This is a genomic window from Chitinophaga costaii (genome assembly GCF_900094705.1).
Classification (GTDB): Bacteria; Bacteroidota; Bacteroidia; order Chitinophagales; family Chitinophagaceae; genus Chitinophaga; species Chitinophaga costaii.
The window spans coordinates 349805-367546 of sequence record NZ_FMAR01000002.1 but is presented as its reverse complement, the minus strand read 5'-3'; the positions used below and the strand labels follow the sequence as shown (position 1 = coordinate 367546).

13 protein-coding genes are annotated in these 17742 nt (G+C 50.2%); 6 read left to right on the top strand and 7 right to left on the bottom strand.

Going from position 1 to position 17742, the window contains the following annotated elements; genetic code table 11:
- Window positions 1-48 precede the first annotated feature (48 nt).
- Together GA0116948_RS04680 and GA0116948_RS04675 are read right to left on the bottom strand one after the other, a co-directional pair.
- The gene (locus GA0116948_RS04680) at window positions 49-354 is read right to left on the bottom strand and encodes a hypothetical protein (protein ID WP_089709444.1); all 306 of its coding nucleotides are present in this window, start codon (window positions 352-354) and stop codon (window positions 49-51) included.
- 102 nt (window positions 355-456) lie between these two features.
- Window positions 457-699, bottom strand: coding sequence for a hypothetical protein (locus tag GA0116948_RS04675; RefSeq protein ID WP_089709443.1), 243 nt, complete (start codon window positions 697-699; stop codon window positions 457-459).
- Between the two features lie 447 nt (window positions 700-1146).
- Between GA0116948_RS04675 and GA0116948_RS04670 the strand changes: the two genes are divergently transcribed.
- The 3 genes from GA0116948_RS04670 to GA0116948_RS04660 are packed head-to-tail and all read left to right on the top strand — an operon-like array spanning window position 1147 to window position 3774.
- The gene (locus GA0116948_RS04670) at window positions 1147-2388 is read left to right on the top strand and encodes a carbohydrate-binding family 9-like protein (RefSeq protein WP_089709442.1); all 1242 of its coding nucleotides are present in this window, start codon (window positions 1147-1149) and stop codon (window positions 2386-2388) included.
- Window positions 2389-2423: 35 nt separating this feature from the next.
- Entirely contained in the window at window positions 2424-3512 is a 1089-nt protein-coding gene (locus GA0116948_RS04665; protein WP_089709441.1) for a family 10 glycosylhydrolase, read from the top strand.
- A gap of 34 nt (window positions 3513-3546) precedes the next feature.
- Entirely contained in the window at window positions 3547-3774 is a 228-nt protein-coding gene (locus GA0116948_RS04660; RefSeq protein ID WP_089709440.1) for a DUF3820 family protein, read from the top strand.
- 284 nt (window positions 3775-4058) lie between these two features.
- Here the strand turns inward: GA0116948_RS04660 and GA0116948_RS04655 are convergent, their stop codons facing one another.
- Window positions 4059-5522, bottom strand: a complete 1464-nt coding sequence (locus GA0116948_RS04655) for a M28 family metallopeptidase (protein ID WP_089709439.1) — start codon at window positions 5520-5522, stop codon at window positions 4059-4061.
- Window positions 5523-5576: 54 nt separating this feature from the next.
- On the opposite strand from GA0116948_RS04655, the gene GA0116948_RS21660 reads away from it, so the two are divergent.
- The 3 genes from GA0116948_RS21660 to GA0116948_RS04640 all read left to right on the top strand — a co-directional run bounded on the left by GA0116948_RS21660 (window position 5577) and on the right by GA0116948_RS04640 (window position 8109).
- Window positions 5577-5702, top strand: coding sequence for a hypothetical protein (locus GA0116948_RS21660; RefSeq protein WP_262487008.1), 126 nt, complete (start codon window positions 5577-5579; stop codon window positions 5700-5702).
- A complete protein-coding gene (locus tag GA0116948_RS04645) occupies window positions 5703-5924 on the top strand; it encodes a DUF4974 domain-containing protein (protein WP_089709437.1) in 222 nt (73 codons plus the stop codon).
- A gap of 565 nt (window positions 5925-6489) precedes the next feature.
- The gene (locus tag GA0116948_RS04640; RefSeq protein ID WP_089709436.1) at window positions 6490-8109 is read left to right on the top strand and encodes a carboxylesterase/lipase family protein; all 1620 of its coding nucleotides are present in this window, start codon (window positions 6490-6492) and stop codon (window positions 8107-8109) included.
- 482 nt (window positions 8110-8591) lie between these two features.
- Here the strand turns inward: GA0116948_RS04640 and GA0116948_RS04635 are convergent, their stop codons facing one another.
- The 4 genes from GA0116948_RS04635 to GA0116948_RS04620 are packed head-to-tail and all read right to left on the bottom strand — an operon-like array spanning window position 8592 to window position 17736.
- Window positions 8592-11504 (bottom strand): galactose-binding domain-containing protein, encoded by a 2913-nt coding sequence (locus tag GA0116948_RS04635; protein ID WP_089709435.1) that lies wholly within the window; start codon window positions 11502-11504, stop codon window positions 8592-8594.
- Between the two features lie 11 nt (window positions 11505-11515).
- Window positions 11516-12922: a DUF5005 domain-containing protein gene (locus tag GA0116948_RS04630; protein WP_089709434.1), complete on the bottom strand. Its 1407-nt coding sequence runs from the start codon at window positions 12920-12922 to the stop codon at window positions 11516-11518.
- A gap of 6 nt (window positions 12923-12928) precedes the next feature.
- On the bottom strand, window positions 12929-15991 hold the full coding sequence (locus GA0116948_RS04625) for a SusC/RagA family TonB-linked outer membrane protein (RefSeq protein WP_089709433.1): 3063 nt from the start codon (window positions 15989-15991) through the stop codon (window positions 12929-12931).
- 38 nt (window positions 15992-16029) lie between these two features.
- Complete coding sequence (locus GA0116948_RS04620) at window positions 16030-17736, bottom strand: RagB/SusD family nutrient uptake outer membrane protein (protein ID WP_089709432.1); 1707 nt, start codon at window positions 17734-17736, stop codon at window positions 16030-16032.
- Between the last annotated feature and the right edge of the window lie 6 nt (window positions 17737-17742).

Below are 17742 nucleotides of genomic sequence, written 5' to 3'. Positions count from 1 at the left end.
GGGATAACCGTAGCAGTTATCCCTTTTACTTGAGTAAGCACCGTGTTATTAAGCTTGTGTGCCGGAGGTACTGATAGAAAGCGACAGACCTAGGGTACCCAGGAGGCCGCCCAGCAGGCCACTGCTAGTGCTAGTACCGCCGGTGCCCAGCGTGAGGGAAATGGTAGTAGCTCCACCTGAAGTGCCGCCGCCCAGCAAGCCACCGAGCAAACCGCCCAGCAGGCCATTGGAGCTGGTAAGGCCGCCCAGCAGGTTACCACCCAGCAAACCGCCCAGCAAGTCGCTGCCGCCCAGCAGGCTAATACCGCCATTAATGTCTTGTAATTCTTCTCCGGTAAGTTCCAGGATTTCCATGAGGATCAATTTTAAATGGTTTAAAAAAAATGAGGTTGCCTACTCTTTTTAGGGTTTTCAGCTCATCCCTGCCAATCACAGGGTGATTTAAGGCCAATACGCTTAGAGGGAAGGGGTACTAAGCACCAGGTTCAACCCCAGGCCACCTTTACTTACAGCAGCAGACAGGCCAACACCAATGCCCAACAGGGTGAGGATGCCAGTAAGACCTAAATTGGATGACGCCGGGTTGCTCGTATTGAGGCTTCCGGTTAGGTTAAGTAGCAGGTTTGCACCGAGGCTGCTCAACAGGCCGCCGCCATTAATGTCTTGCATTTCTGCCAGAGAGAGTTCTTGTGTTTTCATAAGGATACTGTGATTAAGGATGAAGACAAATAAGGCTTAATTGATAAATGGTTTTTTACATTGCATTTGAAATGTACGACACAATACTAATATTTATACCACTTTAACAAATGCAGTACTGGCAAGGCTTTCCGGGGACCAGGGCGCTACAAAAAGAAAAACTTTTTATTTGAAAATAATATTATATATGTTAATATTTATATGCAACCAGTTGCAACAAACCATGCGCATAACCGGTGGAGCAATACTGCTAGGATAGTTTATGGGCGCGGGTGGGTAAATAGGGTACCGAACAATGGAAGGAAAATTTTTTAATAAATTTTTTGTTAATGAAGTTGTCGAATGGGGTTTAATGATCATATAGCGAAAAAATTTACTATATATAGCCGCTTATTTGCATGAAGTCCCCTGTAAGGCCAAGAAATAGGATGTTAAGCATAGCCTACCATGCGCCTGGGTAAAAGCGTACCAACGACTACCTTCGCTTACCATTTATTCACAAATGCCCGGGATAATTTCCCTGTATTTGCCTACATCAGCCTGCCCTATTATCTTTATTATATGTTTAGAGAAACCAGCTTCACGCTCCGCTCCGGGCTTTTTGCCTTGCTGCTACTGCTCCGTGGCACAGGTGCCGCCGCCCAATCCCTGTTCGACGCTTACGCTCCCTTATTCACTACGCCGCGTCATTATGTATGTCAGCATACCACCGTACCCATTAACATAGACGGGCAGGCCATGGAGTCCGACTGGCAGAAAGTTGCCTGGACACAGGACTTCACTGATATCGAGGGCGACAAACAACCCACACCCGCCCTGCGCACCCGCGTGAAAATGTTGTGGGATGCCAACACCCTCTATATTTATGCTGAATTGCAGGAACCGCACATCTGGGCCAACCTGCAAAAACGCGATACCATTGTGTACTACGATAACGATTTTGAAGTGTTTATAGACCCAGATGGGGATGCCCAACAGTATTTCGAATATGAGGTAAATGCCCGCAATACCCTGTTCGATCTATTTTTGCCCATTGCCTACCGTAATGGCGGCAAGGCCCTTATTAGTTGGGACGCCAAAGGCATTCGCACGGCGGTACACCACCAGGGTACCCTCAACAATGCCCGCGACAAAGACGTGCAATGGAGCGTGGAAATGGCCATTCCTTTTGAAGCCATGCGCTTCTATTCGCAGGCCCTCCCGCACGACAGCACCTGGTGGCGCATTAATTTCTCGCGGGTAGAATGGGATACGGAGGTGAAGGACGGTAAGTACGTGAAGAAAATAAATCCGGATACCCACCGCCTCCAGAAGGAGCACAACTGGGTGTGGTCGCCCCAGGGTATTATAGACATGCATGCGCCGGAACGCTGGGGCTACCTGCTGTTTGCTGCCGCCAAGGCCGGTGCCAAACAAAAAGATTTTCAACTGCCCTTTGCCGAAGAGATGAAGAAATATCTTTGGCTGGTGTACTACAAACAACGGGATTATAAAAAACTACATGGCGCTTACGCTACCACGCTAAAAGATCTGGCCCTGCCTGAAAAAGTAGCCGATACTAACGGTAATGAATACACGCTTTTACTTCAGGCCATGGCATCCCAATACAGCGTCCGCTTGCAATTCCGTAACCGCTACTGGACAATTACCCAGGACGGACGGCCTTTCTTTACCGACGATTACGAATAAAATACCCCGTTTCTTTTTACTAACAAACAGCGCCCATGAACAAAAGACATTTCTTAAAATCCGTAGGGCTGGGCAGCCTAGCGCTGCTCCACGCCCAATTGCCGGCCCTGGGCCGTAACCCGCAGCCAACGCCAGCACCGCCACCAGGAGGCAAACCACAGCACCGCATATGGATAAATCCAAACCCGCAAGACAGCGATGCAGACCTTGCCTTGCACTATACTGCTTATGCACAGGCCGGCATTGCGGATATATATTTTGAGGCAGATAGCGAAAGGCATTTCCGCGCTGCCAAAATTCAGGGCATACGTGCCCACCGCTGGATATGGACGATGAACCGGGGGGAAAAGGAACTGCTGGCCGCCCATCCGGAATGGTATGCACAAAACCGCCAGGGTGAATCCTGCGCTACACACCCACCTTACGTGGATTATTACCGCTGGTTATGCCCCAATAAACCGGAGGTGTTGGAGTATTTGAAGACGGTTGTACACACGGAGCTTTCCAAAGATTATGTGGATGGCATTCACCTGGATTATGTGCGCTATTGCGATGTGATTCTGCCTGTACACCTCTGGGCGCATTACGGCATAGACCAATCTAAAGAACTACCCGCATACGATTTCTGCTACTGCAATACCTGCCGCGATGACTACAAGGCGCTTAAAGGCAAAGACCCGCTGGAGATGGAACACCCCGACCAAAGCCCATCCTGGCGTAAATACCGCTACGACCGTATTACGAACGTTGTGACCCAACTGGCCGATGTAGCGCATAAACATAAAAAGCCTATTTCCGCAGCGGTGTTCCCCACGCCAGAAATTGCCAAGCGCATTGTGCGCCAGGACTGGACCAACTGGCCGCTGAATGCTGTGAGTCCGATGATTTACCATGGCTTTTATGATGAAGACGTTGCCTGGATAGGCGACGCCGTAGCGGAAGGGGTGAAGGCCCTGCACGGCAAATTCCCGCTGTATGCCGGCCTGTACCTGCCCGACTTCCATGGCAATATGAACGATTTGGGCAAGGGCATTCAACTGGCCATGGACAATGGCGCTGCCGGCGTTTCGTTTTTTGGCGAGGTAACGCCGGATGTCCTGAAGACCTTAATCGCTGCCGGCTAAAAGCTTATCTTCGCTGGCTTTAATTTTTGAACACATGGAAGTACCACAACCCGATGGCGCGCTATTACAGGAACTGGTGAAGATGAAAATGCCCTTTGGTAAATACAAAGGCACCACGCTGTGCGACCTGCCGGTGTCTTACCTGGAGTGGTTCCCGCGGAAAGGTGGTTTTCCTCCGGGTAAGCTGGGCATGTTGCTGGAAACGCTGCTCGTAATTAAGAGTAATGGATTGATGCATTTGCTGACGCCGTTGCGGAAATGATTTTATATACGGAAGTAGGCCTCCAAAAGAAGTAAAATATTTGTATGCTCTATATTGAATGCAAGCGCGGCTTCTTCAATATTCCGTACCCAGCGTAACAGGCATATTCTGCTCCTTTAGTGCCACGGCGGCTCTCAGTTGGCCCAGTTAAGACTACTATTCGGGCCGGGTGGAAAATAGTTTTATGTTAACCCCCACCTGCAAGCAGTGCAAACATTCATTTGTTTGCACCGCTTTGTATTTTTAAAAGTGCACCTTTGCTGCGAAAACAATGCGTTTTATCGCTACAGCCTAAATCCTGCATCCACGGCGGGCCTAGCGTCCTGGTCGGCGAGGGTGCGGGCAGTGAGGTACAGCCATTGGGTCATTTTCGTGAGCTTCTGATAATTTATACGACTGGCATCATCCCGTACTGTGTGATAGTCGGGATGTAATAATGTAGTGAAGAAGATGGATGGTATACCGGCCCTGGCATAAGGCAGGTGGTCGCTGCGGAAATACCATCCTTCTATTTGTTGAGGATTGTCCCAGGTAGTATCCAGTTTAAAATGGGGGCCCGCCGCATTGGCTGCCAGGGCCACGCTTACGAGGTCTTTAGAATTGCGGTGGGGCGGGTTCACGCCCAGCAGGGCAGCACTGTCTATATTGTTACGCCCTATCATATCTCCATTCAACACACTTACTATCGCCGCTTTGGGCACCGTGGGGTGTGCTGCAAACCAGGTAGATCCGTAAAGCCCCCGTTCTTCTGCCCCATGAAAAACAAATAATACAGAACGGCGGCCCGGTTGTTTTTTAAATGCGCGCCCGGCGGCCAGCAAGGCCACGTCCACAGTGGCGTTGTCGTCTGCGCCATTATAAATAGAGTCTGCCCCGGGTGCCAGGTGGCGTACGCCATCATGGTCAATATGGCCACTAAACAATACGTATTCCGATTTCAATGTAGCATCGCTACCCTCTTGTTTAGCCACCACATTCACCGAGGGATAAATGAAATGGTCGGTAACGATATTCGCTACCAGCGTTTGGTTATTGCTGTCTTGGGTGATCAGGGAAGGGTCGTTGATCCATAGCAGCGGTATGTCTTTTACGATGATGGAATTGAAATAACCGCCATCCATGTGATAGGTGCCACGGTCTGCATATTCCAGCGAGCGCGCCCAGTCCTGGCTGGCGGTACTGTCGGACACAAATACAATGGCGGCGGGGCCTTTGCCGGCCAGGCGTTTCACGCGGTCGCGGATGATCAGTGTGGCATAGCGGCGCAGGCTTTTGATCATGGGATTGGTAATGCCTTCCGGTGAAAAGCGGAGTATTACTGCTTTGCCCTTCACATCGGCTGTGTCGATGTCCTGGAGGCCGTTAAGGAATATTAGAGGGGCATTTACCTGGGCGTGTACGGGTTCAAACACGATCACATCTTTCCATAATTCCAGGGGTTTATGATGGAGGATAATCTGGCTCTCCGAACTTACCCGGTCCCGGATCAGGGGGAAATACTGGAAGTAAGTGCCATTGTCGCCGGCGGGCTGCAAGCCTATTTGGCGGGCTTGTTCTGCCAGCCAGGCGGCTGCATCCAGTTCATCCTGGGTACCGGCTTCCCGGCCCCGGAAATGATCGTCTGCCAGGGCATAAAGGTCGCGCTGTAAGTCGGCTATTTTGATGGCAGACAGGCCGACGTTTTTAGCCTGTTGGGCTGTAACAGAAAGGGTACACAATAAAGTGGCGGCGGTGAGTAATTGTTTCATGCGCAGGGTTTATACTTTAAATATAGCATAGTCGTTATTACCGGCAAGGTGAAAGTGGCTACATATAAGGGCGACCAGGAACCCAACCGAAAGGTAATTTACACCAAAACTACCGACCAATCCAGCTTTAGCGTAGTGAATGCCACGACCGCCATCACCTGGGCTACGCAGGATGTATAACTGAACGACATTACTTTTGACGCCATTTGCCGGCAATTGGAACAACGCTATCATGTAAATATTGAGATTCAAGACGGGGAACTGAAAGAAAAGAAATTCACTATTATCCTTACGTCCAACGATGACCTGAAAGGCATCCTGGCCATGGTATGCGATTTTAACGGGGTCGCTTATTATTTCAATGCCACCAACGAAACATATATGATCAGCGCAGCACATTAACCTGTGCGCGTAAAAATATCAGGGAATCACTACCGCTATTCCTTCATCCCCCAAACCAAAATCACTGCTTCGTCATGACGCCTATCAAACCTCCGTAAGAAAAAAACAGCTGCAACCTTCAGATTGCACGTATGAAAGCTTCAGCTGCTTTTAAATGATCTCAGGGACTTCACCTGTTTTCATGTTGCTCAAACAGTAACATATTATCCTCTTCAATCGACTAAAATTATGATTTTTTTCGCATCCCCTTCGAAATGCAGGGCACCTATTGCCGAAGGCGTGTTAACTAATGGATTCAAGGGTACAAACGTTCTACTTGCCGCTGGTGATAAACTGACGGTAGAAGCTGGAAAGGCACACCGTTTTTCAAACGCGTCTTCCCAGACCGTTGTTTTTACCGTGTAATTGTTTCCGGCTCGGAAGGGTTTGAATAAGCACCTGACGGCTGCGGAAAATGCTTTGCATAGGACCTGCTTGCCTACAAAGTTTATTTCCTGCCCGCAGGGCTGGCAGGGCACAAAAAATTTATTATCTTAACGCACTACAATTCCACAAACCAAGCGATATGAAAAAACTCCTGCTGTCATTTGCCGTGCTCCTACAAACCATCCCCACTTTTTCCCAAAAACAAGTAACCGTGGAAAGCGGTATTGTGGAAGGAGTGCAGGCCCCTGGGTCGTCCGTCATTGCTTTTAAGGGCATTCCTTTTGCGCAGCCTCCGGTGGGCGATTTGCGTTGGAAAGCACCACAGGCCGCCCATCACTGGGAGGGAGTGTTAAAGGCAGACCATTTTGGGCCAAACCCCATGCAAAAAAACACTTATAGCGATATGATATTCCGCTCATCCGGAATGAGCGAAGACTGCCTCTACCTGAATGTGTGGGCCCCGGCCCACACCGGCAATGGCAAGCTTCCCGTGCTGGTGTATTTCTACGGTGGCGGCCTCACTTCTGGCGATGGCTCTGAAGCCCGCTACGATGGAGAAAGCATGGCCAAACGGGGCATCATTGCCCTTACGGTAAATTACCGCCTGGGCATCTTCGGCTTTTTCTCCCACCCCGAACTCACGCAGGAATCGCCCAATCATGCATCGGGCAATTATGGTTATCTCGATCAGCTAGCCGCCCTGCAATGGGTACAAAAAAATATCGCTGCTTTTGGCGGAGATCCAGGTCATGTAACCATTGCCGGCGAATCGGCGGGTAGTATTTCCGTATCCGTGATGATGGCATCCCCATTATCCAAACACCTGATAGTTGGAGCTATTGGGGAAAGCGGTGCCGCCATTAAGCCTACTTTGTATCCCATTCCACTGGCAGCTGCAGAACAAAAAGGAGTAGCTTTAGCCACCCAGTTGCACGCCACCACACTGGCTGCACTTCGTGCAATGCCCGCTGCCCAGCTGCAAGATTCGGTGTATAAGCTCGGCGCAGGGCAAGCCATTACTACCATAGACGGATATTTACTACCTAACTCCCTGCCCGAAATCTATGCCGCCGGAAAGCAGGCTGCAATACCCCTCTTGCTAGGCTGGAATTCTGCTGAAGTGTCTTACCATTCTATCATGCATTCCGCCGCCCCTACACCAGAAAATTATAAGCAGGAAATACAACAATTGTATGGCGACCAGGCCCAGGAAGCGCTCCGGCTGTATCCAGGCAATACCAATGAAGAAGTGATCCGCTCAGCTACAGCATTGGGCAGCGACCGTTTTATCGTGTACAGCACCTGGAAATGGGCCGACTTACATGCGCAAAGCGGCGGACACCCCGTATATCGCTATCTATTTTCCCGCATCCCTCCGCCCATGGTCAATGAAATCGGCAACACCACCCCAGGACTAGCCGTCAAAGGTATAAAAGGTGATGCTGCTAAATCCACTCCTTCCAAGCCCATTGGCGCACCACACGCTTGGGAGATAGCCTACGCCATGGGAAACCTGGCCAGCAATAAAGCGTATGCCTGGACGCCAGCAGATTACACCGTATCCAATACCATGGAAAGCTACTTTGCCAATTTTATTAAAACCGGCAATCCAAACGGTGCTGGACTACCCAAGTGGGAGTCATGGACAACCCAACAAAATGCCCCGTATATAGATATCAATGTGCGCACTATTTTACGCCAGGAAACCACCAGGGACCGGTATTTATTCCTGGATAAAATATATAGTAAGCCGGAATAGCAGGAATTCTTTTTTGTTGACTGCACCACAGTTGCCTGCTTAAACTTCTGCTGCCTACTTAAAACCTCACCCCTCGGCATAAAAGTAACGGTGGTAGAACCCTGTACTTTCCATACCGATTGGGCGGGCCTTGCCGATTATGAATCCACTGTTGGTGTGCGGATTCGTTCGCGCATTTACACCTACCTGTAAAAATTACTTTTACAGAATTTGCTTTTTATATTATGCTCGTTACCAAACTAGCAGCCTATGCTTCGGCCAGTAATGCCAAATTTGTTATTTCAGTAACAGCCTGCCGCCTTGCTGCACGGGAAATTAACCTGGCCGCAAGGCGGTTTTTTTGCGGATCTTACTGAGGGTTCTGACAGCCATAGCCCGGCTGATACAGACCCGCCATCCAGGTATAGCAAAAAAAAGAACAGGCCATTTGCAGCACCTGTTCTTTGTATGGTATACTAACTATCTGCGAAGCAGTTGTGCGTTTATTTGTTATTATAAGGGATGGCGGTTAAGGAATATTTACCCCCTGGTAATAACTTCCGTTCAAAGTCGATCGAGATCGTTTTTTGTTCCCCGCCCAGTAAGGTGAAGTAATTATCGTTCATCATTGCGGGCAATATTTGTTCGTGGTTATCCGACCTTACCAGATTTACACGCACGGCGAAAGCCGGTGTGGCAGCGGGGTTTTTAATTACAGCAATCACCCTTATACTATCTCCGTGAGCTTCCGTACGGGTACTTACTTTTAATTGCACCGGGGCTAGTTTGTTCAACGCTGTGTAGTCTGTCATACGGCTGCTTCTCCAGTAAAAGTTTTCCGATACCGTTTGCTGATCCTTGTCTTTCAGCAGCAGGCGGATGAACTGAACGTCCGAAATACTGCGCTTGTTGCGCTGGCCATACACTTCAAAATCATACAGCGAAAAGCCCCATTCCGTAGCACGTTTACTGCCTTCCATTCTTACATAGCGGGCTTTTACCGGTGTAAAGTCTATGGTTTCCATGCCACCTTGCCCGTTGGTGGTATGGTACACTTCCTTCCAGGTTTGGGCATCAGCAGACACCTGTACGCTGTAAGCCTTTGCATAGGCCGTTTCCCAGTTCAGCACTACCGTGCTAATAGGCTGGTCCTGGCCCAGATCTACATACACCCATTCATGATCCGTGTATTGGCTGCTCCAGCGCGAGCCGGTACTGCCATCGGCCACCGCGCTGGCGCTATCTCCATCGTGGGCGGTAGACGATGCCACCGCCGGCTTGTGAAACGCCAGGTTGTCTATGTTAAAATTCAGGTCGAAACAAGGGGTGGCATTATTGGCAGGGGCGTCCAGCACTGTGGTTTTGGCAAATTCTTTGGCTGGCTTACCATCCAGGTTGTATACGGCGGCTTGCGCCGTGAGGCCTTGAGCATGGTGGCCGGTAGTATTTACCACCTTCACCGAATTATCGGCAGCGCTCCATTGTATGTGCAGCGGTTCGCAGGCGGCTTTCACGCCCCAGTAAGCACCGGTAAGGTCGTAGTAGTAATCATAGGTTTGCCATACCAGGCTGGGGTAGGCCGACTGGCTCATCCAGGTCATGATGCCGGATGCATCGTTGCCGATGTGGTGCAACCAACCTTCATACATCGCTTTGTTGGATTCCATATTTTGCAACTGCGCTTTGCGGCAGTAGTCTTCTATGCTGGTGGGTGCGCCATAATTTGTGCGGATGGCCTTGTCGTAACGGTCCGGGCCAGCATTGGCGGCGGAGGGGCCAAAGAAATGCAGGTCCCACATTTTATTACGCGGCCACCAACTGGTATCCGGCATAAAGCGTTTAAAACTTTCTACGTTGGTGAATACTGCCGTACCGATTTCCGAGCGCATACCCCAACCCAGCGTGCCGCCAAAGCCACCGGGGAAACGGGTAAAATACCATGCTGGCGGAAAGCTGGTCCAGGGACCACTGCCGGAAAGACCGTCTGCATGAGAATTAGCCTGGTACAAGCGGTCGTTGCCATCGTAGGTGGCCACATCTTCCCGCAGCCAGCCATTGAGCGGTGGCAAAGGATAGCCTTCATTCTCCCCGCACCACAGGGCTATTGAAGGATGGTTGCGCAGGCGTTTTATTTTTTCTACTGCATTTTTATTGAACGCATATACGTCGCTGGGCAGGTTAGGATGAGAGTTCAGCCAGAAATCGTCCCACACCATCATACCGTATTTATCACAGGCTTCGTAAAATTCGTCGTCGGTAATACTTCCTATCCAGTTGCGGATCATGTTAAGGTGCATGTCGTGATGGAGTTTCACCTTTGTTTCATACTCCCCGCCCCGGCAGCGCAGCATGTATTCCGACATGCCCCAGTTGCCGCCTTTAATAAATACAGGCTGGCCATTTACCAGCACATGCAGTACGCCACCCAGCGTATCGTACCGGTATTGTTTTATCCCGAAGCTCACCTTCTTTTCATCCGACACCTGGTTTGCCGCCGTGTATTGCAGCGTGCAGGCATACAGTGGCTGGCTGCCATAACCATTGGGCCACCACAATTGCGGGTGGTCTATATCTGCCTGAAAGGATACATTTTCCGTTTGACCGGCACCTATTTTTACGGTGCGGGAAAAGCGGATATTACCGGGCGTAATCAGGCCAGACACGGTACCATCCTGCTGCTGGCCGGAATTATTATTCAACTCCATACTGATATGCAGTTTTGCATGCGCCGTATCGGGCAGTTGGGTGCGCACCCATGGGTCGGTGATCGTTACGGCGCCAGTGCTACCCAGGTACACATCGTCGGTGATGCCCATATTCAGGCCAGGCACATAGGGCATCCAGTCCCAGCTGGCGCTGGAAATGTAGGTGGGGCTTGCATAGTTTACGATGGGCGTGCCGGGCCATTGTACCCGTACGGCCAGTACGTTAGGCTGTCCTGCGCGCAATAGCTTGCTAACATCAAACTTACCCCGTTCCATAAAGCCATCCAGCAGGCCAAGGCGTTGTCCATTCAGGAATACTTCTCCTTTGCGGTTTACGCCTTCAAATATCAGCCATTGCATTTCGGCATGCGGGCTGGCCGCCGGGGTAAATACCGCGCGATACCAGTAATCACGATCGTATTTTGCTTTGTTTACTTTGTAAATGTTATCCCCAAAGTTGGGATCTTTCTCCAGCTTTGCCTCCACGAAAGCGCCAAACACGGTGCCAGGCACGGAAGCTGGTACCCACTCTTTGTCGTTGTACGCGGTTGCGAAGATAGCCGCCGAATCAGGCACTGCCGCTGCTGCTTTTACTTTCCATTGCACAGCGGCACTGCCGCTGTTTAATCGCATATAGGGTTGCTGTGCCGCTGCTTGCAGACTAGCCAGGATAAGCAAGCTTGCCCACCATTTTCCATTCTTTCCGAACATATTTGCAGATATTATTTCCAGTTGAACACGCGCACAAAATAGGGCCGGTACCTGTCTGCACAACCCGGCTTATTAAAATTAGTAGTGAAGTCTGAAGGATTGATGTTATACGAAATTACCAGCTCCCCGTTGCGGCTCAGGGCATGGTGTACAAAAGCATTGTAGCTGATAAAGTCTACACTGTACTGATCAGGAATGTGGTACAGGGTGCGTTTGTTCGTCCACGGTCCTACGGGTGTCGAAGCTTCCTGTATATAGATGTCCAGGCCAAACAGGTTTTGCTGCGACACCAGGTAGTATTTACCATCGCGGTAAAACACATTGGGTTGGGTAATGTTATTGCACACATTATACTTTTGCGGTGTCGCACTCCAGCCGCTGCCGGTGTAATATTCCCAGTTGCCGGTCAGATCATGGTCTGCTACCCGCGCCACGTACATGTAGGAGGTAAGGTAACCATTTTCCGTAGCATACATGTAAGTATAGCCATCTGGCGCATCCATAGCGCCGGAGTTGTAACTATCGCTGGTATCTTTGTTTTGTACAAGTCGATTAAGCTGCATAGAAGGCAGATCGAACAAAGCAATGTCTGTACTTACATCCGCAATATCCCAAGTACCACTGCCGGTTTTTCTGATATGGCCAAGCAACATTTGTAACTGATTGCCATGTACCTGGCTGGCGCCGGGCCAGTACCATTCCTGGTCATCGGCAGCGCCGGGATATTTTATCCAGGTTTGGCTTTTATTGCCAACGCCGGGATTAAGCTGGATAAAGCTTTTCAGGGAAGTATCAATTTGCAGGTGGGCGGCGTTACGGGCAAAAGCATTGTCGCCACCGCGATTACGATCTGCACTGACATTGCCAAAGAAACTGTCTTGAAACGACCATAACAAACGGCCATCGGGCAGCAAAACAGTATAACAGCCATCTGCACCATTCCATCCCTGGTAGCGGGTCAGGTAATCATTATAATCCAGGTCGCTGTATACGGTTACACGTGGGTCCCATTTGCCCAGGTTGGGCAGCAGTTGCAGCCGTGGGCCAGTGGGCGCTTCCGGCTTCTTCACCTGCACATACCAATGCCGTATGGAACCTGCCTGGCTGGTAACGGTATATGTATACCGGTTGCCTTGGGAGGCAAAATCTACTTTAACTCCGGGCGCTGGCAGCACGGTGGCGCCTTTAGAAATTTTTACGATGGGGCTTATCGATGACAGATCAAGGTCTTCGTTTGCCATTACTGTAACGGTAGCTGAGTCGGTACTGTTTACGATCTCGGCATCCCCCGTTTGCCCGGAAGGCAGTTTAAAAGAAATGATGGCGCATTCCTGGCTTTTATAATCATCCAGCGGGCTACGCATACAGGATGAAAGCAATACGGCAGTGACCAGCAGCAGATTTATTTTGTTCATCATGCTTAATTATTTAAACCCAATTTGCAAACCGACGTTTATCACGCGCTGGTTAATGTAGGCATCGCCCGCACTATTGCTGGATACTTCCGGGTCTTGTTGGTATTTCTTATAATTCGTCCAGGTAAACAAGTTATAAGCGCTCACATATAGCCTCGCATTATTCAGTTGTTTGGGCAATGCCTTGCTGGATAACTGGTAACCAAAATCCAGTGTTTTGAGGCGTATATAGCGGGCGTCTATCAGCCAGAAGTCCGACATATAAGTACGGGCACTATTGATCGTGGTAGGGTTGCTGGTAAGCCGGGGAAACGCTGCATGATCGGCAGTTTCCGGTGTCCATCTTTCCTGGTGTATGGGCTGAAACTGGCTTTGGAAAGTTTCTATCCCGGTGCCTACCACGCTAAAGCTGTAGCCGAAGGAACCCTGGAACAGCAGGCTTACGCTAAAGCCTTTGTACTGGGCGCCCAGGGTAAGTCCCAGCACAGTGTTGGCCAGGTTTGGCTTGCCAATGGCGCGCTGGTCGTTATTATCGATCACGCCATCGCCATTCATATCCTGGTATTTCAGGTCACCGGCCTGTATGGGATATTCGCTGAGCGGCGTAGCGGGTTTGTCCTTGGCGTCGCTCTGAATTTTGGCAATATCCTCCTGCGAATAAAAACCAATGTAGTGATAGCCGAACGGCTGATCAATGGGCAGGCCTGTCTGTCGCAGCCAGGGATAGGCCGGTGCAGCTTCGTCTTTATACAGTACTTTGTTTTTAAAATATTGGAATACCAGGCTGCTGTTAAAATTCCATTGCCTTACGGTGGCACGGTAGTTAATCTGCCCATCGAAGCCCTGGTTGCTGGTTTTCGCCACATTGGTAGGACCAAAGCCTACGCCCAGGATAGTAGGTACAGAGCCTTTCTGCACCAACTGGTCGAAACGGATATCATGAAAATAATCTACCGTAATGGACAAGCGGTCTTTAAACAAGTTCATATCCAGCCCCACGTCTGCCTTCCTGGCTTTTTCCCAGGTTACATTCGGGCTGCCAAGGTCGCCTTCGTAAATGGTACCTGCCTGTGTATCGTTTTCTCCGAAAGAGTATCCGCCACCGGCCACATATTCCTGGCGGTACAGGTAGCGGTTGCCCGTAGTTACATCGGATCCTACTACGCCGTAAGAACCTCTTAATTTAAGCAGGCTTATCGCGTTGCTCCAGGGGGCAAAAAACTTTTCCTGTGATAAGTTCCAGCCTACTCCCAATGCCGGGAAAAAGCCATTGCGCTTAGCCGCCTGGAAGCGGTCGGACCCATTTAGTGCCCCGTTAAAATCTATCAGGTATTTTTCTTTGTAGTTATACCCGGCTTTAAAAGAAAAGCCCCGGAAGTTGGCTGGAATATCGGCCATGGAGGTGGTACTCTGGCGGTTGTACAGCGCCAGGCCATTAAAGTTATGATCGCCAAAGGAGCGGTTATAGGTCAGGAACACCTGGGTGTTTACATTCCGGCTGTACAAGTCTGTATTGCCAGTCACCGCATAGGGTTGCAGGCGGTAAAATCCGCGCGGGTCCAGCGTATAAGAGCCATCTACTGGATTGTAATAATATGATGGTGGTTGAGCACCTCTGAAGAGGTTGCGGGAATATTGTTCAATGCCTGCATAAGCTACCCGGCCCGTGAGCGACAACCCTTTGGTGAGGAAGCCCAGTTGCTGGGTGGCGCCAAATAAGGCGTTAAAGTCGGTGCGTTTGCTGCGGCTGTAACCACCGTTGGCCAGTCTTGCATTCAGGGTGGGCAGCGCATCCTTGGTATCTGCTGCGTAAGCGTAAGAACCGTTTGGATTTATCAAGGGAGCGGAATACGGATGTATCTTTTCGAAATTATACACTTCCGATACCACGTTGGCATCATGCGGTTGGTTGATATCACCGAAGCGGGTGGTAAGGTCCAGCCGGAGATTGAGGGTTTTGGTAGCCTGCATATCCAGGTTAGAGCGGAAGTTGTAACGGCGGAAGAAATAGTTCGTGTTCACCTCATTGCGCGGATCGGAGAAGTCGCGTACCAAACCATTCTGCGTAAGAAAACCGCCGGAGATAAAATATTTCACAGCTTCCGTACCGCCAGAAACATCGATGTTGCTATTTGTTTGGTAAGAATGTTTTTTAAATATGGCATTATACCAGTTGATGTTGGGATGGCCGTAAGGGTCTTTGCCGTTCTTGAATAATTTCAGGTCCTGGTCAGTAAATTTAGGCAACAGGCCATCGTTTTTGTAGGCTTCATTTACCAGCACAGCGGTATTATAGGAGTCCAGGAACACGGGTGTTTTCACCGGCGATTGCTGACCAGATTCCACGCGCACATTCACCTGGGGCTGGCCAGCCTTACCACGGCGGGTAGTTACTACCAGCACACCATTGGCACCTTTGATCCCATAAATGGCGGTGGTGGAAGCGTCTTTAAGGATAGAGATGCTTTCGATTTCGTTTACATTAATCTGCTGCAACTGGTCGTAGGAATATTCTATATCGTCTACAATGATGAGAGGTTTGTTGCCATCACTGTTCAGCGAGCTTACACCCCGGATAAAGAAATCGGAGGCGTCTTTACCTGGCTGGCCGGAGCGCTGCTGCGATACAAAACCCGGCAGTTTTCCCATCAGGGCATTCTGCACATTGGCTGTAGGAACGTTGCGGATTTCAGAACCGCTGATGGCGCTCACGGCGCCGGTATTGGTAATACGCTTCACCTGGTTGAACCCTACTACTACTACTTCATCCAGCCCCTGGTTTGAAGGCTGTAACACTACATCCACGCTGCTGCGGCCGGCTACAGACACCTGCTGCTGGGTGAAGCCGATGAGTTTTACGATCAGGGTATTGGAACTGCCTTTCAGCGTAAGTCTAAAACGGCCGTCGGCATCTACGATGGCACCATTGGTAGGCAGGCCTTTTTCCGTAACGGCTGCGCCGGGCAATACGCCGTTCAGGTCTTTTACCGTGCCGGTCACCACCTTTTGCTGCCCTTGCAGGGTCAGTGGGATCGTTATTGCCAGCAGGACCAGGAAAAATATATGTTTCATAACGTGTCAGTTAAAATATCATGTGAACAAGAAAGGGATCACCAGCCCGGATTCTGGCGCATGTTGTCGTTTTTCACAACTTCATCATACGGAATGGGATAGAGGTACATTTTAGGAGAGCTGAATGCCGGTGTAAAAACGGGAATTATGTTATAGCTGAGTGATCCGCCATCATTGATGATCTGCATACCGTGCAGCGGATTTTTGTAAACCTGCTCTGCAATTTTCCAGCGGCGGATATCCCAGAAGCGATGCTCTTCAAATGCAAGTTCCAAACGGCGTTCATTGTGAATGATCTGCCGCATAACATCCTGGCTGGCGCTGGCCGTGAGGCCATACATGCCATCGTCTCCGGCGGCAATGCCCGCCCGCTGGCGCAGGTCTTTGAGTACCTGGTATACTTCTTCCGTAGGGCCGTTATATTCATTTTCTGCTTCAGCAAAATTGAGCAGCACCTCGGTATAGCGCAGAATGATCCAGTCATGGCTGGTATTGCTGTATTGGGTAGCATTCTCAAAATTGCCCATGAACTTGCGCATGTAATACGAGGTTTTGCTGCCAGGTTCTGTACCGCCGGGTTTATTGGCCCCACCATCGAAGGTTTGCAATTGGGTATTGAGCCATTGCGCACCATTGTACAAAATGCTAGAAGCAAGCCGGGGATCACGATTGGTGTAAGGATCATCCGATCTATACCCGGAGTTAGGATCGGTAATGGGCAGGCCATTCGCCATCGGGAAGGCATCTACCAGCTCCTGCGTAGGATTGGTACGCCCATGCGCTACCTGTGCAAAACCTACCGGCCCGTTAGTGGTTTCTATAGTAGTAGTGTTACTTCCCTGGCGGAAGAAGATGACCTCACTGTTGTTTTGCGTAATAAAGATATCCTTGGTGTTGGGCAGCAAGGAAAAAGTATGTTCGTTGATCATGTCGCGGGCTGCATCGGCGGCTAGTTTCCAGCGCTCTTTGTCGTAATCCGTATACCCGGTGAGCGGATTTTTAGGATCTATATTTTGCCCGTTAAATAAAGGACTGGCTGCATACAGCAATATCCTGGCTTTCAGGGCCAGTGCTGCGCCCCGGGTAGCACGGTGACTGTTCACCTCCGGTACTTGCACCGGGTTAGGCCGCAGGCTGTCTTTAATAGCATCGCACTCGTGTACCAGGTATTGCACGCAATCTGCAAATGAGCTGCGGGGTATCTGCACATCGTCACCCAGTTGTCGCGCCGTATCACCCATCAGCGGAATGCCGCCGTAACGTTTCAGTAATTCAAAGTAAAACAAGGCGCGCAGGAAACGCGCTTCCCCTTTCCATGCATACCGTACGGAGGTACCATTGGGCAGCTTGTCCTTCACCGGCGACACGTCAATGTTAGACACAAAAATGCTGGCCGTGCGGATGCCTGCATAACAACTGGTCCAGGGTGTTTCGTCCGCAATAGGAGCGAAGGAGGAATAGGCGCCGGTAGCCAACTGCGATACGTTGGCAGTACCTACCAAACCGGAAATAGCATCGTCAGACGCGGCGTCCAGGATGTCGCCGCCCACCCGGTTGTAACCACTGGGCAAATCGGAGTACACGGTATTTAAAAACTTTTCGGCATAAGTACCCAGTGAGTCGTCCTTGTCAAATACATATTCGATCGTCACTTTTTCAAGGGGTACCGCCTCGTAATCCTTTTTGCAGGCGGCCAGTAGCAGCACACAACCTGCTATGCATATAAGGATGCGGAATTGCTTCATCGTATT